Origin of the sequence: Allocoleopsis franciscana PCC 7113, from assembly GCF_000317515.1 — a bacterium.
Classification (GTDB): domain Bacteria; phylum Cyanobacteriota; class Cyanobacteriia; order Cyanobacteriales; family Coleofasciculaceae; genus Allocoleopsis; species Allocoleopsis franciscana.
The window spans coordinates 4887189-4913346 of the sequence record NC_019738.1 but is presented as its reverse complement, the minus strand read 5'-3'; the positions used below and the strand labels follow the sequence as shown (position 1 = coordinate 4913346).

The following is a 26158-nucleotide window of genomic DNA, read 5'->3' as shown; positions in this document are numbered from 1 at the left end:
CTTTTATCAGTAAATCGGCTGCATTTTTCGTCATTACAGTGAAGGAATTTTGAAACCCATAAGTCAGAATATTAGAGAAAATAAGCATTCGTGATACGAGGAAGCCTAAGAATCAACATTCATCAGCAAAAATAACCCTATTAACTTCTTAGAGATAAATAAAAACTGGCTCTTTAAAAAACAATTGCGGAGTTATTTTCCCGGAAATTTCATTAACTAGGAGAGATAGCGAGGTATGAAAGCGTGACTCAGGAGTTTCTCACTCAGACAAGCTGGTTGGTTCCTTTTTATGGTCTAGTGGGAGCCGTGCTAAGCCTCCCCTGGGCAACAGGGGTTATTCGTCGCACTGGCCCTCGGCCGGCAGCCTACTTTAACCTTTTAATGACGGTTTTAGCCTGTGTGCATGGCTGGTTTATTCTAGGGTCGGCCTTGAGCCAGCCACCTCAAGAGTTAGTCATTCATTGGTTGCAGGTGGCTGACTTAGACCTATCTTTAGCACTAAAAATCTCCCCCATTAGTGCTGGGGCAATGGAGGTCGTAACATCCCTGAGCCTCTTGGCACAACTCTATTCCCTGGGATACATGGAAAAAGATTGGGCGTTAGCTCGGTTCTTTGCCCTAATGGGATTTTTTGAAGGAGCAATGAGTGGAATTGTGATCAGCAATTCCCTATTCCTCACCTACGCCCTCCTGGAAATGCTCACCCTCAGCACTTACCTAATCGTAGGCTTTTGGTATGCTCAGCCGTTAGTCGTTACCGCTGCACGAGATGCCTTTTTAACCAAACGGGTAGGAGATGTCTTGCTGTTAATGGCTGTCGTAGCGCTGGCAACGATGGCGGGAAGCTTAAACTTTCCGGACTTGTATCGCTGGGCAGAAACCGCCAACTTATCGGCAACAACGGCAACCTTGCTGGGATTAGGGTTAATTGCTGGCCCCCTGGGCAAATGTGCCCAATTCCCTCTACACTTGTGGCTCGATGAAGCTATGGAAGGACCCAACCCAGCCTCATTGTTGCGAAATTCCTTAGTGGTGAGTTGCGGTGCTTATGTGCTGATTCAGCTAGTCCCGGTTTTATCACTGTCGCCCGTGGGATTATCCACCCTTATTGTGATTGGAACCGTGACGGCGATTGGAGAATCCTTTGTCGCGATCGCCCAAATTGATATGAAGCGATCGCTCTCCCATACCACCAGTGCTTGGCTGGGTTTAGTCTTTATCGCCATTGGCGTACAGCGACCCGATGTGGCTGCCGCCTTGCTGGTTGCCCATGCGGTTGCCAAAGCCCTGTTGTTTATGAGCATTGGCTCAGTCATTCTCACCACAAGTAACCAAAATCTCACGGAACTGGGGGGTTTATGGTCGCGGATGCCTGCTACAACCAGTGCTTTTGTGGTAGGCGCGGCAGGTTTAATCGGACTCTTGCCACTGGGAGGTTATTGGGCGCTGAGTAAAGGGATTAACTCTTTGTGGAGTGACCATCTCTGGCTAGTCGTGATCTTTTTAGTCGTTAATGGTGTGACAGCCTTTGGTTTGACCCGTGTCTTTCGTTTAATTTTTCTAGGAAGCCCTCAACCGAAGACCCGCCGCGCACCCGAAGTCACTTGGCCCATGGCTCTACCCATGGTGATCTTAACGGTTGTAACCCTGATCATGCCTCTTTTACTCCAGCAACTATGCCTGTTGCCTCCCTCGAAATACGAATATCTAATTCAACCCACCCAGCTTTTATTAGCAGCTTCTAGCTTAGTCGGTTGCATTTTGGGGTCAATTGTTTACCTTCCCAGAACTTGGTCGCGGTCTGTACTGACACCTTTGAAGTTTGTACAAGACTTGCTGGCTTATGACTTTTATATGGATCGCCTTTACCGGTTGACCATTGTTTTCGTCGTTGATTTGTCTTCTAAAATTACGGTATGGATTGATCGCTATATCGTGGATGGATTAGTCAATCTAGTGGGTCTGGCTACAGTTTTTGGTGGTCAAAGTTTGAAGTACAACACTTCAGGTAAAACACAATTTTATGCACTGACGATATTGTTAGGAGTCAGCCTGATGGCTCTCCTCATGATTTGGCCTTTGAGTCAATGGTCGTTGAGTCAGTGGTCTTTAGAGCAGTGGTCATTGATTAGTGGGCACTAATCAATAAATTGAAGGTTAAAAGGTTAGGAATTGAACCAATGAGTCGGCTATCGGTTATAACTGTCCACCGTCCGACTTTACCAAATTGGCACCTTAAATTGCCTAATCTTTAATCCGATCAAGGACAGAATGGTTTTAAAAAGGAGACTCATCAATTATGCTCAGTGCCTTGATTTGGGTACCAATATTAAGTGCCGCCCTGGTGGGATTTTGGCCGGGAATCATCACATCGAAGGGTGCCCGTCAAGTGGCATTGGCATTTACGATCGGACTATTTATTTGGTCAGTTGTACTACTGGTTCAGTTTAATCCTGGGGAGGTGAACCAACAGTTTCAGGAGCATCTATCCTGGATTGATGCGTTGGGTTTGACCTATAGTCTGGGGGTAGATGGTCTATCGATACCTTTGCTGGTATTAAATGGATTACTCACGGGAATTGCGATTTATAGCAGTGATGAAAACATCGAACGACCCCGTTTGTATTACGGGCTAATTTTGTTATTAAATGCAGGGGTTGCAGGGGCATTTTTGGCTCAAGATTTGCTGCTCTTTTTCCTGTTTTATGAGCTGGAACTGATTCCCCTCTATTTGTTGATTGCCATCTGGGGCGGACAACGCAGAGGCTATGCAGCAACCAAGTTTTTAATTTACACAGCGATTTCTGGAGCGTTAATTCTAGCGGCATTTCTGGGAGTCGTATTTTTGAGTGGTACCCCGAATTTTGCTTATCAAGAGAGTGTTAATCTTGCCGCTTTACTCCCGATGAGCAAACAACTTGTGCTGTTGGGAGCGATCTTGATTGGCTTTGGCATTAAGATTCCTTTAGTTCCTTTTCACACCTGGTTACCCGATGCCCACGTTGAGGCATCAACTCCTATTTCTGTGCTGCTAGCCGGTGTACTGCTGAAATTAGGGACTTATGGTTTGTTACGGTTTGGCTTAGGGTTGTTCCCTGACGCTTGGACGATTCTGGCTCCTTGGTTAGCCATTTGGGCGGCGGTGAGTGTGTTGTATGGAGCTTTAAACGCACTCTCCCAACGGGATATGAAAAAAATGGTGGCCTATAGCTCTGTCGCTCACATGGGTTATATCCTCTTGGCGGCCGCCGCTGCTACACCCCTCTCGCTGGTGGGTGCTGTCCTCCAAATGGTGAGTCACGGTTTGATATCTGCGCTACTGTTTTTATTAGTCGGTCTCGTTTATAAGAAGACTGGTTCACGGGATTTAGACGTTCTCAATGGCCTACTGAATCCGGAACGGGGTTTACCACTCATTGGTAGTTTGATGGTGTTGGGTGTGATGGCTAGTGCGGGAATTCCGGGAATGGTTGGGTTCATCTCCGAATTTCTGGTATTCCGGGGCAGTTTTCCCATTTTTCCGACGCAAACTCTCCTCTGTATGCTCGGTACGGGTTTAACCGCTGTTTACTTTTTGGTATTACTAGATCGTGCTTTCTTTGGACGTTTGTCTATACGGGTGATCGATTTACCAAAAGTACTTTGGAAAGAGCGTATGCCAGCCATCATTTTAGCGATTTTGATCGTAATCTTCGGAATTCAACCCGGATGGTTAGTAACTCTGAGTGAAACGACAACAGCCCTCATGATTAAGCCATCTCCCACTCTTGCACTTCAGGTATCTCCGCCGCCTGAACTTTAGTTGGAGGTTGAATTTCCAGTGCCTCCCTACCCCTTTTGTCCCCCTTTTTTCCCTAGCTGAAGGCAATGCCAATTTCTTTAGGCTGCAAAATTGGGAAATGAGAAAAGAACAACTTTCGACTTGGGAGCAATCGGGGTAGCTGGAAGAGGTAAGATTATTAAACTATGTAAAAGATCTGAGTTCAACAATTTTCAATCTAGTTTTAAAAACACGGTTAAACCACGAGAAGTTAAATGGTACTCAGCAAGACAAAAGTCCGTAATCATCCACTAGAATCCTATATTGCTCGACTGATGGCGGGTGGGGCATTATTAGAGGATTCGCCCGACAATGTCATGGAGGTTGTGGGAATTCTTCATAGTTACGGGATCGTGCTTGATGCCTATTCCCGAAATTTGAATTACATTGCCGAAAATCAATTTTTGGTGTTTTTTCCCTTCTTTAAATACTTTAATGGGGAAATATCTTTTGAAAAATTGCTGCGTCACTGGTGGCAAGATCGGATTAATTTTGAGTATGCCGAATACTGCATGAAAGCGATGTTTTGGCATGGTGGCGGTGGTTTAGATGCCTATGTGGATTCACCGGAGTTTGAAAAGCGATCGCGCCAAGCGATTAATGCCAAGTTTCGGGCTAACCCGATAATGCAGGGAATTGATCGGCTGTTCCCTGATTTTCTGTTAGAGCAATCGCGTCAGATGGCTTATTACAGCGGGTTAGGGCAATTCTGGCGGGTAATGAGTGACATGTTTTTAGAACTGTCGGAACTCTATAACCAGGGGAAAATTCAAACAATTCCCGAAGTTGTCGAACTGATCAAAAACGCTTTAGTAAAAAGTGCGAACCTACCGATTACCTACTCTGTAAAAATTAGGGGTAAATTCTATGAAATTATTCCCAAATCCGCTGGTTTGACGTTTCTGATGGATACAGCCGTGCCCTATGTTGAGGCAGTATTCTTCCGAGGCACACCCTTCCCTGGCACTGTTTCTTATAATGCACAGGCAAATCAGATTTCTCCCGACCAAAGCCGCTTTACTTATGGGGCATTATATGCTGACCCCTTACCCATTGGGGGGGCTGGCATTCCGCCGACGCTGCTGATGCAAGATATGCGTCATTATTTGCCCGATTATATGCACGATATTTATAAGCGATCGCGTCGGGGTGAGGATGATGCGCGGGTACAAATTTGCATGAGTTTCCAGAAGTCGATGTTTTGTGTGACGACAGCCGCAATTTTGGGGCTGGCACCTTATCCGATTAACACGACAGATTCCACGCAACAAGAGAAAAATCGGGTGTATCTAGAAGGCTGGATGGATCGGTTGAGAGAGTCACGCATCAATCAGGTGAATGGATAGCAATTTGTAACAATCTCTACAGTTGGTGGGAATAGCGGGAATATTTGCCAAACGTCTCAAATCATGGGCTGCTAAGATTTAGAGATAAACTACAATCAATTTTTATCTCTAAATTGTTCCACTCCGTAAGGTTTCGGGAAACTCCATAGCTGAAATGATTGAGAGTTGTTAGCCAACCCGACTGTAGATGAATCCTATCCATCAATACTACGAAATCCTTGGGCTGAAACCGGGTGCATCGCAGGAGGAGGTGAAACAAGCCTACCGAAACCTAGCTAAAACTTGGCATCCCGATCGCTTTGGTGAGGATTTGGTGCTCAAACAGAAAGCAGAAGAGAAAATAAAAGAAATTATCGAAGCTTACCAACACCTCAAATCTTATCAGCCCAGTTCCCCACCTCCAACCTCTGAAACCAAGATTCATTCTGAGTCATTTACAGCCGAAATCTACTACACTCAGGGAGTGGAAAAGGCCAAAATAGGAAGATATCAGGAAGCCATTGAGGACTTTACGCGGGCTATCCGTCTCAATCCCCAGTACGCCGAAGCCTACGAAAAACGAGGGCGTACTTGTTCGGAACTTGGATATCATAACCGAGCTAAATCGGATTTGAGGAAAGCCACAGACATCAAGTGGCAACAAAGAAAAACACAGCCACATCCAGCCTACTCACCACCCCCCAAAACAAAACCCGTATCAAAACCAACAACCTCTGCTTCCCCCACGTCAACACCCCCAACGCCACAGTCAAAGTTGCCGTGGAAATGTATAGGTACTCTGAGGGAACATTCAGATATCGTTGCCTCGGTTGTCATCACACGAGACGGCAAGACAATTGCCAGTGGTAGCTTTGATAAAACGATTAAGTTATGGGACTTGAGTACAGGAAAAGTCGTCAGTACTCTGATCGGAAATTTAGATCGAATTCGCTGCCTTGCCATCAGCTCAAATGGAAAACTTCTGGCTAGTGGTAGTGCGGATAAAACCATCAAACTTTGGGATCTAAGTACAAGGAAGGTCATTCGTACCCTTGGTAGCCAGTTTTCTGGACATTCCCAAGAGGTTTCGGCTATTGCCTTCAGTCCAGATAGACTGACGCTAGTGAGTGGTAGTGCGGATCAAACCATCAAGTTGTGGCATCTGGGTACAGGGAAAGAACTTTATACCCTGACCGGTCAATCTGCTCAGGTTTTGTCTGTTGCTATCAGCAGCAATGGCAAAATTTTAGCCACTGGCGGTTTGGAAAAACCTTTGAGAATTCGGCAGATGGATAGTGGTAAACTTATTCGCTCAATCCGGGGGAACTCGGACTATATTTTTTCGGTCGCCTTTAGTCCGGATGGCAAAACTCTAGTCAGTGGTGGTTTGACCGATATCGAGTTGTGGCAAACCGATACAGGAGAAGCCATTTGCACTCTCAGAGGGCATTCTGATGCGGTTTATTCGATCGCTTTTAGCCCGGATGGACAAACGCTTGCTAGTACGGGTGTTGACGGTATCATCAAGTTGTGGAAAGTCGATACAGGCCAAGAAATCTGCACATTGACGGGGCATTCCGGTGTGGTCTATACCGTCGCTTTTAGCCCAGATGGTAAGACTCTGGTCAGTGGTGGTCACGACAAAACGATCAAGATTTGGCAGTGCGATTGAGGCTGTTTTGAGCAGCCATTTGTTCTTTCCCTGTTCTCCTAAGCATCACATCTTGCAATCAGGCGATCGCTTTTCCGGATTACTCTTTAATAATTCCCGGAGAAATTTACAATTTTCGAGAATACTATCAAAGAAAAATCAATATTTTATTTGAGAGTTATTAAAGAGTGTTATGAGCTATTGCCTAAATCCCGAATGCCAGAAAGCGAGTCGTAATCGATCTGAGGCCAAGTTTTGTCAATACTGCGGTTCAAAGTTGCTATTGGGCGATCGCTATCGCGCCCTCGAACTGATTGGACAAGGGGGATTTGGCAGAACCTTTCTCGCTGTGGATGAATACAAACCCTCAAAACCCCGTTGCGTCATTAAGCAGTTTTATCCCCAAATCCAAGGCGCAAATAATATTCAAAAAGCCGCTGATTTATTTGAACAAGAAGCGATGCGACTGGATGAGTTGGGGCAACATCCTCAAATTCCAGAACTGCTGGCACATTTTACTCAAGATAATCGTCAATATTTGATCCAAGAGTTTATCGACGGGCAAAATTTACTCCAAGAACTAGAAGCAGAAGGAATTTTTCAGGAAGCTCAAATTCGACAATTGCTGGAAAGTTTGCTTCCTGTTCTGGAATTCATCCACTCTCAGCAAGTCATTCATCGTGATATTAAACCTGCGAACATCATTCGTCGCCCCAATCGAGAACTCATTTTGGTTGATTTTGGTGCCGCTAAATTTGCTAAGGAGACGGCATTATTACTGACAGGAACGACGATTGGAACACCTGGATATCTCGCACCGGAACAAGCGAGAGGCAAAGCTTGTTTTGCCAGTGATTTGTATAGTTTAGGGGTGACTTGCCTCTATCTATTGACTCAGATTTCCCCGTTAGAATTGTTTGATGTCGGTGAAGATAGCTGGGTTTGGCGACAATATCTGCTGAATAATCCGGTGAGTGAACAACTGGGTTATATCTTAGATCGGCTCGTTGAAAATGGTACAAATAAACGCTATCAATCCGCTGCTGAAGTCCTCCGTGACTTAGGGTTTCAAGCACCTATCGCTTCAACTCAATCACCGCCCACCCGACAACCTCAGTATTTTAACTCAACACTTTTTTCAACACAGCCGACTTTACAATTGCCACCGTTAACCTGGAAATGTGTTAAGACTCTGAGAGGACATTCCAGCCGCGTTTGGTCAGTTACGATTAGTCCTGATAGTCAGATTTTGGCGAGTAGCAGTGGAGACCAAACGATTAAGTTGTGGCAATTATCAACAGGGAAAGAAATCCGCACCTTAGAGGGTCATAACTATTGGGCTAGGACTCTGGCTATCACACCCGATGGGGAGATTTTAGCTAGTGGCAGCGATGACAATACAATCAAGCTGTGGCAACTATCAACCGGGAAGCAACTTCGCACTCTTAAAGGTCATTCTCGTTGGGTTCGTGCTTTGACAATGACACCAGATGGGCAAATTTTGGCGAGTGCTAGCAATGACCAAACCATCAAATTGTGGCATTTAAATACAGGGAAAGAACTTCATACTTTGACAGGTCATAATGACTGGGTAAGTACTTTAACCATGACACCAGATGGGCAGATTTTGGTGAGTGGTAGCAACGACCAAACCATCAAGCTGTGGCATATAAGTACAGGCAGGGAACTTCATACTTTTACGGCTCATGGTGACTGGGTTCGCTCTTTAGCCATCACACCCGATGGGCAGATTTTAGCTAGTGGTAGTTATGATCAAACAATCAAGTTGTGGCAGCTCTCAACAGGGCAAGAACTTTGTACACTCAAGGGTCATACTGAAGGGGTTCGGACTCTAGCCATAACAGCCGATGGGCAGATTTTAGCCAGTGGAAGTGACGACAACAGCATCAAACTGTGGCATTTAAATACAGGCAAGGAACTTCGCACTCTTACGGGACATAGCGACTCCATTTATTCCCTTGTCTTTAGCGGGGATGGGAAGATTTTAGTGAGTAGCAGTAAGGATAAGACGATCAAGATTTGGCGATGTGATTGAGGCTTGGATTTTAGAGATAGGGACTTTTTTAGCCTAGAGTAATAGTTCAAAATAATTCATCATTTTAATCTCAAAACAAGTCATGAATTTTATTAATCCCAAAACAGACTTTGCTTTCAAAAAAATATTCGGGTCGATTGATAGCAAGGACATTCTCATTAGTTTTTTAAATGCTCTGCTTTACGATGGACAATCCATTATTGAAGATTTAGAAATTATTGACCCTTATTCGGCACCTAATATTTCCAGTTTGAAAGATACATACTTGGATATCAAAGCCAATATTACTGGCAACAAAATCGTGATTATTGAAATGCAAGTTTTGAATGTAGTCGCTTTTGATAAACGGGTCGTATACAATGCAGCAAAAACCTTTTCCACGCAACTCAAGGCAGGTCAAGGTTATTCCCGCTTAAACCCCGTGATTGCTTTAACGATTACTGATTTTCAAATGTTTTCTCAGCGGAACAAGGTTATTTCCCGTTTTACCTTCGCCGATATGCAGGATTTATTTGTGTATCCTGATCATCCGCTGGAATTGGTATTTGTTGAGTTACCTAATTTTCAGAAAGAGTTAGCTGAGTTAGAGACAATAACTGACAAATGGATTTATTTTATGAAACAAACTAACACCCTGGAGACAGTACCAGAATCCATGGGTGAAGTACCAGAGATTCAGAAAGCGTTTAGAATTGCCAATGTGGCTAACTTAAGTCTTGAAGAATTGGAAGATTTAGAGAAGCAGCAAATGTTTTTAGAAGACCAACGAGGAGCAATCCTCAAAGGTATAGAAGAAGGCTTACAACAAGGTTTACAGCAAGGCTTACAACAAGGTTTACAGCAAGGCTTACAACAAGGACAAGTCGAATTAATCCTACGTCAATTAGACCGTCGTCTGGGAACAATTAGTCCTGAGAACCAAAGCCGCATCCGTCAATTATCTCTTGAGCAATTAGAAAATCTAGCAGATGCCGTGTTAGATTTTACCAGTGCAGCAGAATTAACGGCTTGGTTGCAAGCTCAAACCCTGGTTTAAAGAATATTGATTCAATAATTACTGCCAACAATGACGGCAAGATGATCAGTTGAGAGCGATCGCTCTTTCAGGAGGAATTCTCGCCCAGAACCCAAGAGGCATTTCCAGAGGATTTACCATAGATGCAGTCTGAGGATTGCCTTTTCCTATGAGCTATTGCCTCAATCCTGATTGCCCCAGCCCCACTAGCAACCCAATGGGGGCGAATTTTTGCCAGAGTTGCGGCTCTAAGTTACTCCTGCAAGGACGTTATCGCGCCCTTCAACTCATTGGACAAGGTGGCTTTGGCAGAACCTTCTTAGCGGTGGATGAAGAGCAAGCCGCAAAATCTCGCTGTGTGATCAAGCAATTTTTCCCACAAGCCCAAGGGATTGCGAACCGACAAAAAGCGGCAGAACTCTTTGAACAAGAAGCTGTGCGCTTGGAAGAGTTGGGCAAACATCCGCAAATTCCTGAATTCATCGCGCATTTTGAGCAGGATAACCGTCAGTATTTAGTGCAGGAGTTTATTGAGGGAGAAAACTTATCTAACGTTCTCAAAACTGAAGGCATTTTTAACGAAAAACAGATTCGAGATTTACTCCACAGTTTGCTGCCTGTGATTGAATTTATCCACACTCACAACGTTATTCACCGAGATATCAAGCCAGAAAACATCATTCGTCGCGATGATGGGCAATTACTCTTAGTAGATTTTGGCGCGGCTAAATATGCTACCGGAACGGCCCTTGCCAGAACCGGAACCGTGATAGGTTCAGCCGGGTATGCCGCACCCGAACAGGCTGGCGGCAAAGCGGTTTTTTCCAGTGATTTGTATAGTTTAGGTGTAACCTGCCTGCATCTGCTGACTCAGACGGAACCCTTTGATCTGTATTCCTTTAGCGAAGCCACCTGGGTATGGCGGAATTATTTGAGCCGTCCCGTAACTCGTCGCTTGGGTCGAATATTAGACAAAATGGTAGAGATGGCAACGAGTCGGCGTTTTCAATCGGCTGTAGAAGCCCTCGACGCCCTGAATTCTAGGGTATATCCCCGCACTAGAACGCCAAGAGTCATTTCTGCACAATCCGCAACTGCGTTCCCCCAAACGCCCACCCCTGGATTTACCCCCGCCTCGAACGCACCCCTCCAGAACTGGAGATGTGTTTATACTCTTCAAGGTCATACTCAATCCGTTCGTTCCCTCGCCATCACGCCAGATGGGGAGATTCTGATTAGTGGCAGCGATGACAACACGATCAAACTCTGGCAGCTAGCCACAGGAGAAGAGCTTTGTACCCTAAGAGGTCATTCTAAGACCGTTTCTGCGATCGCCATCAGTGCCGATGGAGAGATTCTCGCCAGTGGTAGTGAGGACAAGACGATTAAACTCTGGGAACTCAGTACGGGAATGCAAATTGGTACCCTCACTCTAGGGAACTGGTTTTCTAGGGATTCAGGCTGTGTTTATGCCGTCGCGATGAGTCCAGAGGAGGAGATTATCGCCAGCCTTGATAATAATGGGGCGGTTAAGCTGTGGAATCTGAAGACGGGGCAAGAGATTCGCCGCCTCAAAGGGGATACTAGTTGGATTAATGCGATCGCTATTAGTCCCACTGGCAAAACTCTCGTTGCAGCGAATGGGGATTCGATTAAGCTCTGGAATCTCAGAACAGGAGGACAATTTCCGATTCTTAAAGGTCATCAAAGCTGGGTTCGGGCTGTTAGCTTTAGTCCCGATGGGCAGATGCTTGCTAGTGGTAGCGATGATGCAACTGTTAAGCTTTGGAATCTCAAGACAGGACGAGAACTTTGCACCCTAAGAGGTCATCTGGGAGCCATTTATTCTGTTGCTTTCAGCCCCATGTTAGGAGTTGGAAAACTATTAGCAAGTAGTAGTGATGATAGGACGATTAAGCTTTGGGACACCAGCACGGGGCAAGAACTTTGCACTCTCACCGGTCATACTCGCTGGGTTCATTCTGTCGTTTTTAGCCCCTGTGGGCAGACCCTAGTCAGCGGTGGAGGCGACCCTATTATTTACATTTGGCAGCGTGATCCACTTAGCTCTAGAACATCGCTTCAATAATCATCACTCACAACAATTTTCCGTGGGACTGTACCCTTGGGAAAAGCCCCACTTTAATCAGTACTGTTGCTGATGTTGCTGAATTAAGCGGCCTTTTGAGCCAATTCCGTTACACATTTGGTTTGAGAGAAAATCCGATAAATATTCTCTTCGTCGGTTGCCCTTGAATGGGAATTACCTTTGGACATATTCACCAAATTATATTGTACGTCTTCAATATAAATAGTTAAGGTCAATTGAATCACTTCTAAAAAATTAATTAGCCATTTACATTCAGCCTCTGACTGATTTTTATAGTATTGAATAAGTTGAGCCAGACAACATTCTAAATGAAAGTGTGTTTGGGGGCAAAGTAAGACAATTTTTAGCAAAAGAATTGCTAAGGTTAATGATTTCCCCTGACTGATTAAAGTAACAAATAGTAGAGAAGGATTCCTTTGATTCATTGTCGTTAAATATTCGATCAGCCGCTTGCAAGTTCTCAGGAGTAAGTGATTATCCCAGGGCTGACGATCGTACTCCTTATAAAGGATATCTAGATGGGAAGCAAGATGAGTCTTCAGTCTCTCGGCTAAACCAGGATTATCTGTAGAAAAGAATAAATAACTAAGAATATTTTGTTTGAAATTTTTGTAGCAAATATCTTGATTCTGATTGAGAAAAATTCTAGCTAAGCTAGCATAACTGAAGCGACTACGCTTTTTTATTATTTGCTGAATTAAACGCACTACTTCACCACCTAGACTTGTTGGGTTGGGGGAAGAATTAGGCTGGCAGGTGGTAGGTGAAGAACGAGCCGTATACATAGCCAATTCATATTTGAATCGCGCTTTAAGTTGCTTGGAATAGGTGCGTGCCGCTTCTTGCTGTTCTAACGGTTTACTCACATCAGCGGTTTGAGAAACTAGCAAGTAAGTGCTATAGCGATGGCTCCAGTGTCCTTGGTTACGATTTTCATATTTTGCCGCAAAGAGTTTCAGCTCTTGATAATCTTGGCTGTTAACAAAGTTGCGTCGCCACAGTGTCAGGCGTTTCCGAGTAAAACTATATAGAGTTTGAATATTTAGAGAAGTGGAGAGGAGTTGTATTAATTGCTGTACGTACTTTTGTTGTCTCGCCGAACTCCAGTTATTGACCAAAATATAAATTGACCGTTTTAATGTATAAATAAAAGTTTCTTCAGAATGTGAACGAAGAATCATGTTTAGAGCTTGGCAAGGCGTTGAGTTGATGGCTCCTGTTGGCTCGATAAATAAATCATTAAATTTCTCTAAAACTGACTCAGGGGAGTTTTTCCTGAGTTCTTCCAGAAAAAATTGGCAGATCAGCTCCTGCGCTTGTGAAAGTGAAAGATGCTGTGCTGATCGGTTCAATTGATTTAATCTTGAATTGGAAGGTTCCTTCGGTAGGCTCACCAAGCTTTGCTCTAGACTCAGAACTAGAGAATGTTTCGTCGTGAGTTGGGGCAATACACTTGCAGATACCATACTACAGGAAAAACCTTCACCGATTAGTATCCAGGATTTCTTAACGATGTTAAGTGATTGAAACCTGCTTCAGGTGATGACGGGTATCTCTCAGTTTTGGTGAGCAGAATTACTTATTCAGTGTGATCTTAGGCACAGTCCCCAAGTATTAGTATTCACTCCCAGAAAGTTGGCGATTTGCTGACGCCGATGAGAACCTAATGGAATTTTTGCATCTATCTTAAGGTGAGTTGGGGATACTCAACAAGTACATCTTTCCCATACCCTAACACCACTGTACTCATCAAGCTCCCACAACTGTTGTATTCTCTCCAGTTAACTTTTCTGCCTGCATCAAGCCAGAAAAATTATTAATTTGCTCTTTAATTTTTTTGACTTCACATTTTATTTGAGAAAAAATCCGATAAAAATTTTGAGGCTGGTTGGTATTTATTTCCGGCTGACATTCCGACATATTGACTAAGTCGTAACGCACATTATCTGTATAAATTGTTAGTATCAGTTGAATAATTTCTAAAAAATGAGTGAGCCACTGACACTCGGATTCAGACTGGCATTGATAGCGCTGAATGAGTTGAGCCAGACGACATTCTAAATGAGTGTGAGTTTGCGGACAAATTAAAATAATCTTGAGCAAAAGAATGGCTAAAGTCAGAGCCTTCCCTTGGGTTGCCAATAAAATAAATAATAAAGAAGGATTTTTTCCATCAACTGTTGTCAAATGCTCAATCACGCGATTACAAGTTCTCAGCAGCAGAGCATTATCCCAATGCTGGTTATCGTAGGATTGGTAGAGTGTATTTAATTGAGCATCAAGTTGGGTTTTTATTGTCTTAGATAAATCTTGCTCGCAGGTAGAAAACAATAAATAATTGACAAAACTTTGTTTAAAATGCTTATAGCGAATCTGTTGAGTTTGGTCAAGAAAAATTCTAGCTAAACTAGCATAACTAAAGCGATTTTGTTTGTTTAAGATGGTTTGAATTAAACGCAGCACTTCATCGCCAAGACTGGTTGGATTTGGTAATGTCTTTTGTTTGCCAGACGCAAACGAATAGCGAGCCGTATACATCGCTAGCTCAATCTTAAATTTCTCTTTCAGTTGTTGGGAGTATGTGCGAGCAGCTTCTTGCTGTTCGAGGGGTTTTTTCACGTCAACAGATTGAGAAACCAGCAAATAAGATTTGTAACGCTGGCTCCAGTGTTCTTGGTTACGATTTTCATATTTTGAAGCAAATAGTTTGAGGTCTTGATAATCTTGACTATTGACAAAATTGCGTCGCCACAAGATTGAACGTTTGAGAATGACAGTACATATTCGTTTGGGTTCAAGAGACGTTGAGAGCAGATGCACTAATTGCTGTATATACTTGGCCTGTCTTTCGGTATTCCAGTTGTTAACCAGAATATAAATTGACCGTTTTAGGGTAGTCAAAAACATTTCTTCAGAGCCTGAAGAAATAATCAAGTTTAAAACTTGGCGAGGGGTTGAGTGGAGTGCACCCGTTGGCTCAATAAATAAATGTTTAAATTCCTGTAAAACGAATTCAGGCGAATGTTGCTTGATTTGCTCAAGAAAAAATTGACAAATCAGGTCTTGTGCTTGTGAAAGAGAAAGATTTGGTAATCCTGGGCTAGATGGATCTAAGCTGGGAGAGTCAGGTTTCTTGGGTAGATTCACCAAGCTCTGCTCTAGACTCCGAACCACGGGATGTCTATTCGTGAGACGAGGTAAGACGCATGGAGATACCATAGGCGATCGTAAACTGGCACACAGTTAGTACCAGCAGTACTGGAGTGCGCTTAGTGAGCGAAAGCCTTTGGAGACGAAGATGGTTCTCTTTGTGTTCTGTGAGGAGAATCACCGAAGCGTCTAAGAATGAATCACCTAAGCATGTGATCTATTGCACAGTTTACACGCTCAGTAAAGATTCTGCACTGATTTGCAATCGAGGTTTACAAGTGGCGGAATAACTTAACTAATCTCATCAATTCCGCACTGCATAAAGACTAACGGTATCTACAAAACTCTGCTCCATCAATCCCGAAAAATTGAGGAGCAAAATGGGCAATTTGTAAACTTTAGTCAGAGAAAATTTTAAGCAAAAGCGGGCCAAAAGCCCGCCCCACAAAAATTACAAAATGGCATCCTCTGCATCAGAGGAATTCCTGCCTCTTTATTGTTGAACAATCGCAGCCTGAGGTAGAACTAACCGAGGTGCGGGTGCTGGCTTACGAGTCTTTGGTGACTCTTCCTTGGGTGCATCTTGGAGTAAAGCCTCGCGAATCAACCGCGCAATCACACGCTGCGCCAAACCCCCCGCAATTTTTTGCCCCATCTTCTGCGTTTCCGGCTTCATCAATAACTGAGGAATGATCGGCACCAGTTGCATCGGGTCAAAACCGGGTGTATCCTTCAAAATTTCCCAAATTCGCTTGACATGCTCCGCCGTCTGGGCATTGGCTCCCGTTGTCGCAGTTGATGTTTTGCTTTCTACCAACCCAATCCGTTTGAGCAGCGAATAACTCGCATTATCCAGCGTCCGACGCCCATAGGCATCGATTGCCTTGACAATCTCATCCACCAATTGCTCTCGGATAAATTCACCCCGTTCTGAAAACAGAAACTCTAGTGCCTGATTCAACACCTTATTCAGGTCGTAATCCTGACTGATAGCCGCATTTCGCAACAAGTTTTCCAGGCGGTTCCAGCGGAAACTACCCTCCTTAAACAGTAAATCCTTTAGAGAAGCCCGCAACTCCGGTGCCGGGTCACTTAATAAACGCTTCGAGATATAAGGATACGCTTTCGAGAGTACCTTGAAGTTCGGATCGACATTAATCGCAATCCCTTCCAACGTCACCAAGGAGCGAATAATCAGCGCATAGTAGGCCGGTACCCGGAACGGATACTCGTACATTAGAGCCGACAACTGATCCGTAATACTCTTAAAGTTGAGTTCCGCTACACTCGCTCCCAAGGCGTCGCTAAACACATTCGCCAACGCGGGAATAATGGGCGTCAAATCAGTATCCGGCGTGAGAAACTCCAACTTCACATAGTCATGAGCCAAACCGGAAAAGTCCCGATTCACGAGGTGAACCACCGCCTCAATCAAACCATAGCGCTGATAAGGCTTAACTTCGCTCATCATGCCAAAATCCAGGTAAGCCAGCTTTCCTTCCGGTGTTGCCAATAAATTACCGGGGTGAGGGTCAGCATGGAAGAAGCCATGTTCCAACAACTGCCGCAGGGAACACTGAACCCCCACATCGATCAAATGTCGCGCATCAATGCCTCGCTCTTTAATCGCTTCCATATTGGTCAGCTTCGTGCCTGTGATCCACTCCATCGTCAGCACACGACGCCCCGTATATTGCCAATAAATTTTGGGGACATACACATCCTGGAGGTGACCGTAAAGCTCAGCAAAACGCTCAGCATTGTACCCCTCGTGGGCATAATCCATTTCCTCAAAGATGCGGGTGCCAAATTCATCCATAATGGCAACCAAGTCGCTCCGCACCTGCTTGATATTGTTTTGTGCCCATTGAGCGAGGCGTCGCAGAATATAAATATCCAGGGCAATCCGCCGTGCCAGTCCCGGTCGCTGCACCTTCACCGCGACCGTTTCACCCGTCTTGAGCTTGCCTTTATAGACTTGTCCTAAGGACGCCGCCGCTACGGGATCAGGTGTGAGTTCGGCATAAATTGCCTGCGGACGAGCGCCTAATTCTTCCTCTATAAATTGATAAGCCACCTCATTGGGAAAAGGCGGCAACTGGTCTTGCAGCAGCGACAACTCTTCCAAGAAAATCGGCGGCACCAAATCCGGTCGCGTTGAGAGCGCCTGTCCCACCTTAATGTAAGCTGGCCCCAGTTTCGTCAAAATCTTCCGCAGTTGAATCGCTCGACGCCGATTGTTAATCACCTCGCGACCTACGAATCGATCCCACCACAGCCCTAATGCTAAAGACACACAGGGGAAGGTAATATTCCAGATTCGCCCCAACACTTGTAGGGGTGCCTTACTGTATTGAGCCGAAATCGCCACAGGATCGTAGCGCAACGCTTCAGTCGCGAACACCGGAGGTTGATTGGCTAAGGCTTCCGATGGGTCTGGTGTGGGACTAACTTCATACTCAATAGCAATGGGTTCCGCTGGCACTGACACAATCTGCTTTTCCGGCATAGGATTAAAGTCTATTTCGGAGGGGGCTGGGGAAACTGTTTTAAGATTCATATTAAATAGGAACCGACAGGAGCGACTCTGTAAAGTATTGTAACAATAACGATGATGGGCACGATTCAACCCAGTTACTCAGGGCTGGGACTCGCCCCAATGCTCACAATTTTCTTGAATCGGCAAAAATCGCCTTCACGGTTGGCTTGACAATAAATTTACACTTAAAGGTTGGTAGGCACCCTAACCCATCGGCTTAACTGCCTTTTGCATCTCCTGATGCTTTCTTTCCAGTATGGATGGGGTTTGCTGAGATTGCCTCTTTCCTCTAGGAGAATTTTGTTACTCACTGGATCAATTCAAGATTTTGGCTGTCGGACTCAATCTGCATCGCGCCCATTTGGGCGCGATTCAACAGCCAGCACCTCGATTAAACGTTAAAAATGGCTATGCTGCTTGCTTTACGGATTCAAAACTTTGCTTTGATTGATCAGCTAGAACTGGAATTCGGTACAGGTCTGACTGTATTGACTGGCGAAACCGGTGCGGGCAAATCAATTATTTTAGATGCGATTGATGTGGCGTTGGGCGGAAAGGTCAGCCAGCGCATCATTCGCACCGGCACTGAACGGGCGATGGTGGAAGCCACATTTCGAGCCGATGCCGCCCTAGTCGCGTGGCTAAACGAGCAGGAAATAGATTTGCTCGATGAGGCGGATTTAGTTTGTAGTCGGGAGATTGCGGTAACCCCAGGCAACATCCGAGCACGTTCACGGGTTAATGGCGTGTTAGTCAACCGTGCCCTGATGGAGCGCCTGCGTGAGCGCTTGGTAGAAATTACGGCTCAAGGTCAAACCGTCTCTCTCATGGCTGCCTCGCACCAACGAGGGTTACTCGATTTATATGGGGGTTCTTCCCTACTTCAGCAGCGCGATCAAGTGGCAGCCGCCTACATGACTTGTCAGGAGGCAGCGCAAGCGCTGGAGAGACGGCGGCAATCCGAACAACAACGCTTGCAACGGCTCGACTGGTTAGAGTATCAAACTCAGGAGCTTAAGGCGGCTAACCTGAAAGAAGCTGACGAACTTGAACAACTTGAACAAGAACGCCAACGCCTGAGCCATGTTGTAGACCTCCAACAGCAGAGTTATCAAGCTTATCAAGCCCTTTACCAAAATGAAAGTGGTACAGCGGCGGCTGATTTATTGGGAGAGGCTGAAGCCACGTTAAATGATATGGTGCGCTTCGATGCTCAGCTACAACCGTTGCTCGATATGGTGAGTGCCGCACTAGCACAGGTGGTGGAAGCGTCCCATCAAATTAATGCCTATGGCGATGGACTCGAAAGTGACCCGGAGCGTCTCCTATCGGTAGAAGAGCGCATACAGGCACTTAAACAAATTTGCCGCAAATATGGGCCAACCCTGACCGAGGCGATCGCACACTATGAGAAACTCCAGGCAGAGCTGGCTGAACTCAGTGGCGAGGGGCAATCCCTAGAAGAATTAGAGAATACATACAACCAATGTCAAGAAAAATTGACAAATCTTTGTCATCAATTAACCCATTTCCGCCAGAAAGCCGCTGAAGAACTGGAACAGCGTTTGGTGGAAGAACTCAAGCCTCTGGCGATGAAAAAGGTACAGTTCCAAGTCAAAATTTCACAGATCCCTCCGACGGCGTCTGGTGCCGACCAAGTGGCGTTTTATTTCTCGCCGAATCCGGGTGAACCCTTACAACCGCTATCCGCTACAGCGTCGGGTGGTGAAATGAGCCGCTTTTTGCTAGCCTTAAAAGCTTGTTTCTCAATGACGAACGACGCTGGGAGAACCTTAATCTTTGATGAAATTGATGTAGGCGTGTCAGGTCGTGTGGCTCAAGCGATCGCCGAAAAACTGCACCACCTCAGCCAACGGCATCAAGTTTTGTGTGTAACTCACCAACCGTTAATTGCCGCGATGGCAGACCGACATTTCCGAGTTGATAAACAAGTCATTGACCAACCACTCTCCCATTCCTTAAAACCATCAGCCTCCCGTAAGCGAAATAGCCAAGCCATGCCAGAACTAGATGACCCACTTTTCAACGATGAACTAACGGATCGACGCACAGTTGTCCGCGTCAGTCTCCTCGATACTCATGGAACGCGTCGCGAAGAAATTGCTCAGCTTGCGGGCGGACATTCGGCGCAAGAAGCCATGACTTTCGCCGAGTCTCTCCTCGCCAAAGCACGTGACTCGCGTCAAAACTAGAGAAAGCCGATCGACAAGGCAATGGGTATATCTCCCTTTCCTCGCTCCGAAGCCGCCGCTTCCCTAACGTTTAAGGCGATGCTTAATTCCACATCCGACTTGTCGATTCCTTGTTTCATCGTCTAAACCATCTTTCTCCCTCTTTTGGGGAATCACGAAACTGATGTGCTATGATTTCTTCTTTGCAGTGCCCGTTCGCTCTTGTTAACGCGACCTGAAGCCAAGACCCAGAAAAAATTGTAAAACTGACAACATATCTTTTCTGGGTTGATGCCAAGATGATGGGCAGAGTGGAAATTTTTCGGTGCTCTAGCGACGACATCAGCCTAGATGCTGTTTAAGTGTTGTTGAAACACTAAACTGGTAAATAGAGTGGGTATATACTTACTTCGTTATGAGCAAGTAACTGGGCAACGCACAGAGTGAGTGGAATTTATTAAGACTCACACAGATAATAAAGATCTCTTAATTCGAGCTTCAGTAGAGAAAAGCATATGACAGCTGCATCTCCCCGTCCCTCGGCTTTAGAACCGCGCGAAGTAACCATTGATGTTTCTGCTCAATCTGACGAACCCAAGACAGACGCACAGCAGCCTTCCTCTGTCAGTGCCTTAGCAACGAAAAAAGGAACTTTTTCGGCCTTCCTGGCTCCTCTGAATCAAGACACATTCAAACAAGTTGTTACAGAGGTAGAAGGCCGACTAGAGGTTGTTAATCAAACCCTATCCATGCTCGATAGTTTGCTGGATGCCCAAGGGTTTGACTCAATCCTGGATGAAATGTTACGTTCCATTACGACAAAAACCGGGGAACTCTTGGCGGCTGACCGCACGACGATTTTTGTCTTGGATGAAGAGAGAAATCAACTCTGGTCGATCATTGCTAAGGATCAAGGCGGTGGTTCCCTAGAAATTCGCATTCCTGCCGATCAAGGGATTGCGGGTGAGGTTGCGACCTTCAAGAAAGTTATTAATATTCCCTACGATTTCTTTGACGATCCGCGCTCTGGTGCTGCCAAAGAGCAATTTAAGAAAACTGGATACCGCCCCTATACAATGCTGGCTTTACCCCTGTTGAACGAGCAGGACGAGTTAGTTGCCGTTGTCCAACTCTTAAACAAATTAAAACCCCAGCACGACTCAAACGCACCAATAGAGGAAAAAATCGATATTAACGGCTTCAGTGCTGAAGACGAGAGAGTCTTTGAGGAATTTGCTCCCTCAATTCGTCTGATTATGGAGTCGTCTAGGTCGCTGCGGCGGGCAACCCAAAAACAACGAGCGGCTCAAGCCTTAATATCCGCCACCAATTCCCTAAGCAAAAGCAGCTTAGATTTGGAAGAAACCCTGAAAAAGGTGATGGACGAAGCCCAGCAACTGATGAATGCGGATCGCAGTACGCTGTGGCTGATTGACCATGACCGTGATGATTTGTGGACAAAAATTCCCATCAATGGCGTTTTACAAGAAATCCGCCTGCCTCGCTCCATGAGTTCCTTTGCTGGTCAAGTGGCTCTCACGGGTGAACCCGTTAATATTGGGTTTGATCTGTATGACCACGAAGGCTCTGAAACCTCTAAAGAAACCGATAAGAGGACGGGTTATCGAACCTGTAGCTTGTTATGTATGCCCGTGTTTAACGCTGATGGGGAATTGATCGGCGTCACACAGTTAATTAACAAGAAGAAACAGGGCGAATATCCGGACTATGAGCCAGCGGATTGGCCTAAAGCCCCAGAGTGCTGGAAAGCGAGTTTTGATCGCGTTGACCAAGAATTCATGAAGGCGTTTAACATCCAAGCGGGTGTAGCCCTGCAAAACGCGAAGTTGTTCGACACTGTTAAGCAACAGGAGCGTATGCAGCGTGATATTCTGCGAAGTCTTTCGGATGGAGTGATCTCGACCGATAAAGAAGGCAAAATTATCGCGTTGAATGAGAGAGCCAGAGACCTACTCGGATTAGATGCCCAAAGGCGTGTGGAAGGAGAATGGGTCAAGAATATCCTCCGCATTGAAGGTCAAGAAAAAACGGGCGAGAACAAATTTGCCCAATGGTTAGAGGATGCTTTAAAGGGAGAGAGCGCCAAAGATCGTAAGCAATACTACCCGGATCGCATATTGATCTCTGGGGGAACTCAGCAACAACGCAGTGTGAATTTATCCCTGAATACAATTGCCGATGCCAACAATGAGACGAAAGTCCGGGGGGCGTTGGTAGTGATGGAAGACATCAGTGATGAGAAGCGGCTCAAGAGTACGATGTATCGCTACATGACTCAGGAGTTGGCGGAGGAATTACTGAGACTTGACGATACCAAATTAGGAGGCGATCGCAAGGAAGTTTCTATTCTTTTCTCCGACATTCGCGGCTACACCACCTTAACGGAAAGCTTAGAGGCAGAAGAGGTGGTGGGTATGCTCAATGAATATTTTGAGTCGATGGTCGAGGTGATTTTTAAACACAAAGGCACCCTTGATAAATACATTGGTGATGCCATCATGGCTGTTTTCGGCTCACCCTTACCCCTAAAAGACCATGCCTGGGAAGCTGTGCAAACGGCTGTAGAAATGCGCCATCGTCTGGCAGAGTTTAATGAACGTCGCGAAGCCTGTAACAAACCACAGATCAAAATTGGAATTGGAATCAATTCCGATAGTGTGATTAGTGGCAACATTGGCTCTAGTAAACGGATGGAGTTTACGGCTATTGGAGACGGTGTTAACCTTGGTTCTCGTTTGGAAGGCGCGAGTAAGCAATACGGCTGTGATATTGTGATTAGTGAATATACGTTCCGACCCTGCGCTGAGAAAATTTGGTACAGAGAGCTTGATTGTATTCGCGTGAAAGGGAAGAACGACCCCGTCAGAATCTATGAAGTGATGGGGTTACGCACAGAGTCTATTTCTGAGCAAAAGCAGGAAATCATCGAGCTTTACCATAAAGGACGAGAGCATTACCTGAATCGGAAATTTACCCGTGCGATGACTGAATTTGCCACCATTCTCGAAGATATTGACAAGGACAATAAAGCGGCGGCATTGCACTTGACACGCTGTCAGCATTTTCTCCAAGCTCCTCCCCCCGATGACTGGGATGGTGTCTGGACATTGACCGAAAAGTAGGACAAAGACAGTAAATGCCCAGCCCGCTTCAGCGGGCTTTTATGTTTCAATTCCCACACAGCTATCCAGCCGCTCTGCTGGTAAAGCCATCGGTTGGGAAGTAAACAAAAAATAAGATAAATTAGCACATAACTTTCAATAGGGTGTTGTAGCTTCTATAGTGGTATTGACGAGCTTGTAATCTCAACTAAAAGCTATCTTCAGCGCCATGCAGGCGAAGATAGTTTTTTGATTAAGCTCATGGGTAATCGAATTATCGTCGTCTACTGATGTCAACAACCTACCCCTAAATCGGATTACCGAATAAACGGTGGAGGCTGGCTCTTGCAGCCCTAGTGCAAGAAGGCAGTTCGCGTAGCGTTCTCCGTAGAGTAGAGATAAGGCAAGGCAGGAGGCAAAAGGGAAGAACGTTTGTATAGTAAGCTTTTTAACCTTTTTGGACGGGTGGGGTATTTTCGCCGCGCTGCACTAGCTGACCAACCTATGTGTCTAGCGCACTACGTTAACGGTAAGAGTTAAAGCTACAACATTATGATGACCACCTATAGCTACAACCTTCAACGAGTTACTTAAGATAGAAGGGCAAGCCTGAGATTTAACCATAAAAATAGGGTTGAAGGTGTAGAGAAAAAAATTTGGGTTAGAGAAAGCACTCAAAGCTCAAACTAACCTCAAGCACAGGGGCTCAAGGTGCAATTGCGCGTCGTGTTTACTTATTCGTTGTGAGTGGTCAGATACGTGAAAGTGACGAGTGGGGAGTTAGCTCAAAACACAAAAGAAACAACGTCCCTCTTAACCAAACCAACTCAAGGTGGGATTCCAGCCTCAGCTCCTGACAAAAGCTCTAAGCTAGGGCCAAGAAGTTTGTGGCACTTCGGTCGTACTGCTTTCAAACGTCCTGCGGCTATAGCTAGTCTGATTGTTATGGGTTTGCTGTTGGTAGGTCGGCAGCTACGTCTGTTGGAGCCTCTAGAGCTGACAGCATTTGATTATATGATGCAGCTACGACCAGCACTACCACTAGATGATCGCCTGCTGCTCGTGGAGGGGACGGAGGCCGATATTCAGTCCTATGGGTTCCCCTTGAAGGATGCCTTACTCAATCAGGTCATGGCGAAGTTGGAGAAGCATCAACCCGCTGTTATTGGTTTGGATATCTATCGGGATATTGCCTATCCCCCAGGCCATGCTGAATTTTCGACGCGGCTCAAAAATAGCGATCGCATTGTTCCCGTTTGCAAACTCAGTGATTCCAATAACCCTGGCACACCCCCTCCCCCAGGAGTTCCCATTGAACGTGTTGGCTTCAGTGACTTTTCAGTAGATGCCAAGAGCGTTGTCCGGCGAGCTCTATTATTTGGCGACCCACCGAAGAATTCTCGCTGCATGAGTGACTCCTCCTTCAGCTTTCAACTCGCACGACGCTACTTGGAACAAAAGGGAATACAGCCCCAATTGACCTCACAACAGCACCTCAAATTGGGTAAAGCGCACTTTAAGCCGCTCGAACCGAATGATGGGGGCTACCAACACGCCGACAGTGCAGGCTACCAGATTCTCTTGAACTACCGCTCTGGAGGTGCGCTGGCGCGAAGCGTGACCTTAACGGACGTTCTACAAGACCGAGTAGACCCTAACTGGATCAAAAACCGCATCGTCCTGATTGGTCTAACCGCTCCTAGCCTTAACGATCTCCTCTATACCCCCTATAGTACGGGTCAGCAACGCTTCGAGAGAACGCCAGGAGTCGTGATCCATGGTCAAATCGCCAGTCAATTGCTCAGTAGCGCCCTCGATGGACAATCCCTGTTTTGGTTCTGGCCAGAGTGGGGAGAAGTTTTGTGGATTTGGGTATGGTCAATGGCTGGTGGTATCGTTGTGAGAGTCGTTCGTCACCCCGGACAGCAAGCCATTGCTGAGATTGTAGCCTTGAGTTTGTTGTTAGGAAGCTCAGTATTCCTATTTTTGGGGTCTGGATGGATTCCCATCGTAGCCCCTGCTTTAGGGTTAATTTTTGCCAGTACTGGGGTTCTTGCTTACAACGCTTACGAGGCCGAGCAAGAGAAACGCAAAGCCGATGAAGAGCGCCGTTATATTGAAGAAAAAGCAAGGGAACAAGAGAGTAACTTAGCACTTTTGCAAGAACTCTTGAGAGAGAGACTTAACCCATCACTTAAAGCAGATTCCCATGTATCGCTGTCTGAATCCACGGATATGGCTCCTGATGAGGATGATGCAACAGCAATTGCGACCTCGAAAGACTTTGAAGCCTCCAAGAATGATCCTCCAATCACATACCGAGACACTTCGCAACATCTGGCTGGACGCTACGAGGTTCAAAATGTGTTGGGTGCTGGCGGGTTTGGTCTGACTTATCTAGCGCAAGATACTCAGCGACCTGGTACACCGACTTGTGTGGTCAAACATTTAAAACCGGCTCGTCGTGATGACAAATTTTTAGGTGTTGCCAGACGATTGTTTGAAACAGAGGCCGAAATTTTAGAGAAGCTAGGTAAACATCCTCAAATTCCTCAGTTACTGGCTTATTTTGAAGAAAAGCAAGAGTTTTACTTAGTGCAAGAATATGTGGAAGGTCATCCTCTCAGTGATGAATTGCCCGTCGATAAAAAACTTCCTGAAACGCAAGTTTTCAAGTTTCTGAAGGAGACGTTAGAAATTCTGGTTTTTATCCACGAACACAAAGTCATTCATCGGGATATCAAGCCGAGCAATATCATGCGTCGTGAATCCGACAATCAACTTTTCTTAATTGATTTTGGCGCAGTCAAGCAGATTCAACCCCAAGAGCCAACAGATCAAGAAAATTACACCGTTGCGATTGGGACTCGTGGCTATGCTCCCGCCGAGCAATATGCTGGACACCCCACGCTGAGCAGTGATATTTACGCTTTAGGAATGATTGGTATTCAAGCCCTGACTGGCATTCCTCCCTATCAACTGGGGCATTCAGAATCCGGGGATGTGATCTGGCGGCATTTAGTGACTGTACGGGAAGAATTTGCCGTGATTTTAGAGAAGATGGTCCGTTACCATTTCGCTGCAAGATACCAATCAGCCGCTGAGGTATTGCAAGACTTGCAGCGAATCATGAGTTGAAAGTTGAAAGTTGAAAGTTCAAACCTTCAACCTTCAACCT

General features: G+C 45.6%; 14 protein-coding genes. 10 read left to right on the top strand and 4 right to left on the bottom strand.

The features are described 5' to 3' along the window. Positions 1 to 243: 243 nt before the first annotated feature. The 7 genes from MIC7113_RS20185 to MIC7113_RS20155 all read left to right on the top strand — a co-directional run bounded on the left by MIC7113_RS20185 (position 244) and on the right by MIC7113_RS20155 (position 11956). Positions 244 to 2142, top strand: coding sequence for an NAD(P)H-quinone oxidoreductase subunit F (locus tag MIC7113_RS20185; protein WP_015184028.1), 1899 nt, complete (start codon positions 244 to 246; stop codon positions 2140 to 2142). A gap of 157 nt (positions 2143 to 2299) precedes the next feature. Beyond that, positions 2300 to 3802 carry an NADH-quinone oxidoreductase subunit M gene (locus MIC7113_RS20180; protein ID WP_015184027.1) on the top strand — a complete coding sequence of 501 codons (1503 nt, stop codon included), beginning with the start codon at positions 2300 to 2302 and terminating at the stop codon, positions 3800 to 3802. A 233-nt stretch (positions 3803 to 4035) separates the two neighbouring features. Further along, entirely contained in the window at positions 4036 to 5166 is a 1131-nt protein-coding gene (locus MIC7113_RS20175) for a CO2 hydration protein (protein WP_015184026.1), read from the top strand. 187 nt (positions 5167 to 5353) lie between these two features. Continuing rightward, the gene (locus MIC7113_RS20170) at positions 5354 to 6817 is read left to right on the top strand and encodes a DnaJ domain-containing protein (protein WP_015184025.1); all 1464 of its coding nucleotides are present in this window, start codon (positions 5354 to 5356) and stop codon (positions 6815 to 6817) included. A gap of 172 nt (positions 6818 to 6989) precedes the next feature. Continuing rightward, entirely contained in the window at positions 6990 to 8852 is a 1863-nt protein-coding gene (locus MIC7113_RS20165) for a serine/threonine-protein kinase (RefSeq protein WP_015184024.1), read from the top strand. An 82-nt stretch (positions 8853 to 8934) separates the two neighbouring features. Beyond that, a complete protein-coding gene (locus MIC7113_RS20160; protein ID WP_015184023.1) occupies positions 8935 to 9888 on the top strand; it encodes an Rpn family recombination-promoting nuclease/putative transposase in 954 nt (317 codons plus the stop codon). Positions 9889 to 10036: 148 nt separating this feature from the next. Beyond that, a complete protein-coding gene (locus tag MIC7113_RS20155) occupies positions 10037 to 11956 on the top strand; it encodes a serine/threonine-protein kinase (RefSeq protein WP_015184022.1) in 1920 nt (639 codons plus the stop codon). Positions 11957 to 12039: 83 nt separating this feature from the next. Here MIC7113_RS20155 and MIC7113_RS20150 read toward each other — a convergent pair whose 3' ends face one another. The 3 genes from MIC7113_RS20150 to MIC7113_RS20140 form a co-directional block, all read right to left on the bottom strand. Beyond that, the gene (locus MIC7113_RS20150; protein WP_015184021.1) at positions 12040 to 13443 is read right to left on the bottom strand and encodes a hypothetical protein; all 1404 of its coding nucleotides are present in this window, start codon (positions 13441 to 13443) and stop codon (positions 12040 to 12042) included. A 283-nt stretch (positions 13444 to 13726) separates the two neighbouring features. Beyond that, on the bottom strand, positions 13727 to 15196 hold the full coding sequence (locus tag MIC7113_RS20145) for a hypothetical protein (RefSeq protein ID WP_015184020.1): 1470 nt from the start codon (positions 15194 to 15196) through the stop codon (positions 13727 to 13729). Between the two features lie 424 nt (positions 15197 to 15620). After that, a complete protein-coding gene (locus MIC7113_RS20140) occupies positions 15621 to 17687 on the bottom strand; it encodes an ABC1 kinase family protein (protein ID WP_015184019.1) in 2067 nt (688 codons plus the stop codon). Between the two features lie 389 nt (positions 17688 to 18076). Between MIC7113_RS20140 and recN the strand changes: the two genes are divergently transcribed. Further along, entirely contained in the window at positions 18077 to 19879 is a 1803-nt protein-coding gene (recN, locus tag MIC7113_RS20135) for a DNA repair protein RecN (protein WP_015184018.1), read from the top strand. Here recN and MIC7113_RS38705 read toward each other — a convergent pair. After that, positions 19876 to 19998 carry a hypothetical protein gene (locus tag MIC7113_RS38705; RefSeq protein WP_015184017.1) on the bottom strand — a complete coding sequence of 41 codons (123 nt, stop codon included), beginning with the start codon at positions 19996 to 19998 and terminating at the stop codon, positions 19876 to 19878. The genes recN and MIC7113_RS38705 overlap by 4 nt on opposite strands. Before the next feature lie 375 nt (positions 19999 to 20373). Here MIC7113_RS38705 and MIC7113_RS20130 point away from each other — a divergent pair, with 375 nt between their 5' ends. Both MIC7113_RS20130 and MIC7113_RS20125 read left to right on the top strand, forming a co-directional pair. Next, the gene (locus MIC7113_RS20130) at positions 20374 to 23001 is read left to right on the top strand and encodes a GAF domain-containing protein (protein WP_015184016.1); all 2628 of its coding nucleotides are present in this window, start codon (positions 20374 to 20376) and stop codon (positions 22999 to 23001) included. A 738-nt stretch (positions 23002 to 23739) separates the two neighbouring features. Then, entirely contained in the window at positions 23740 to 26118 is a 2379-nt protein-coding gene (locus tag MIC7113_RS20125) for a CHASE2 domain-containing serine/threonine-protein kinase (protein ID WP_015184015.1), read from the top strand. Positions 26119 to 26158: the final 40 nt, after the last annotated feature.

Coding starts and splice junctions, on each gene's coding strand:
- MIC7113_RS20130 (WP_015184016.1), top strand. CDS start 20,374: ATGACAGCTGCATCTCCCCGTCCCTCGGCTTTAGAACCGCGCGAAGTA.
- MIC7113_RS20155 (WP_015184022.1), top strand. CDS start 10,037: ATGAGCTATTGCCTCAATCCTGATTGCCCCAGCCCCACTAGCAACCCA.
- MIC7113_RS20145 (WP_015184020.1), bottom strand. CDS start 15,196: ATGGTATCTCCATGCGTCTTACCTCGTCTCACGAATAGACATCCCGTG.
- MIC7113_RS20170 (WP_015184025.1), top strand. CDS start 5,354: ATGAATCCTATCCATCAATACTACGAAATCCTTGGGCTGAAACCGGGT.
- MIC7113_RS20165 (WP_015184024.1), top strand. CDS start 6,990: ATGAGCTATTGCCTAAATCCCGAATGCCAGAAAGCGAGTCGTAATCGA.
- MIC7113_RS20160 (WP_015184023.1), top strand. CDS start 8,935: ATGAATTTTATTAATCCCAAAACAGACTTTGCTTTCAAAAAAATATTC.
- MIC7113_RS20175 (WP_015184026.1), top strand. CDS start 4,036: ATGGTACTCAGCAAGACAAAAGTCCGTAATCATCCACTAGAATCCTAT.
- MIC7113_RS20140 (WP_015184019.1), bottom strand. CDS start 17,687: ATGAATCTTAAAACAGTTTCCCCAGCCCCCTCCGAAATAGACTTTAAT.
- MIC7113_RS38705 (WP_015184017.1), bottom strand. CDS start 19,998: ATGAAACAAGGAATCGACAAGTCGGATGTGGAATTAAGCATCGCCTTA.
- MIC7113_RS20180 (WP_015184027.1), top strand. CDS start 2,300: ATGCTCAGTGCCTTGATTTGGGTACCAATATTAAGTGCCGCCCTGGTG.
- MIC7113_RS20150 (WP_015184021.1), bottom strand. CDS start 13,443: ATGGTATCTGCAAGTGTATTGCCCCAACTCACGACGAAACATTCTCTA.
- recN (WP_015184018.1), top strand. CDS start 18,077: ATGCTGCTTGCTTTACGGATTCAAAACTTTGCTTTGATTGATCAGCTA.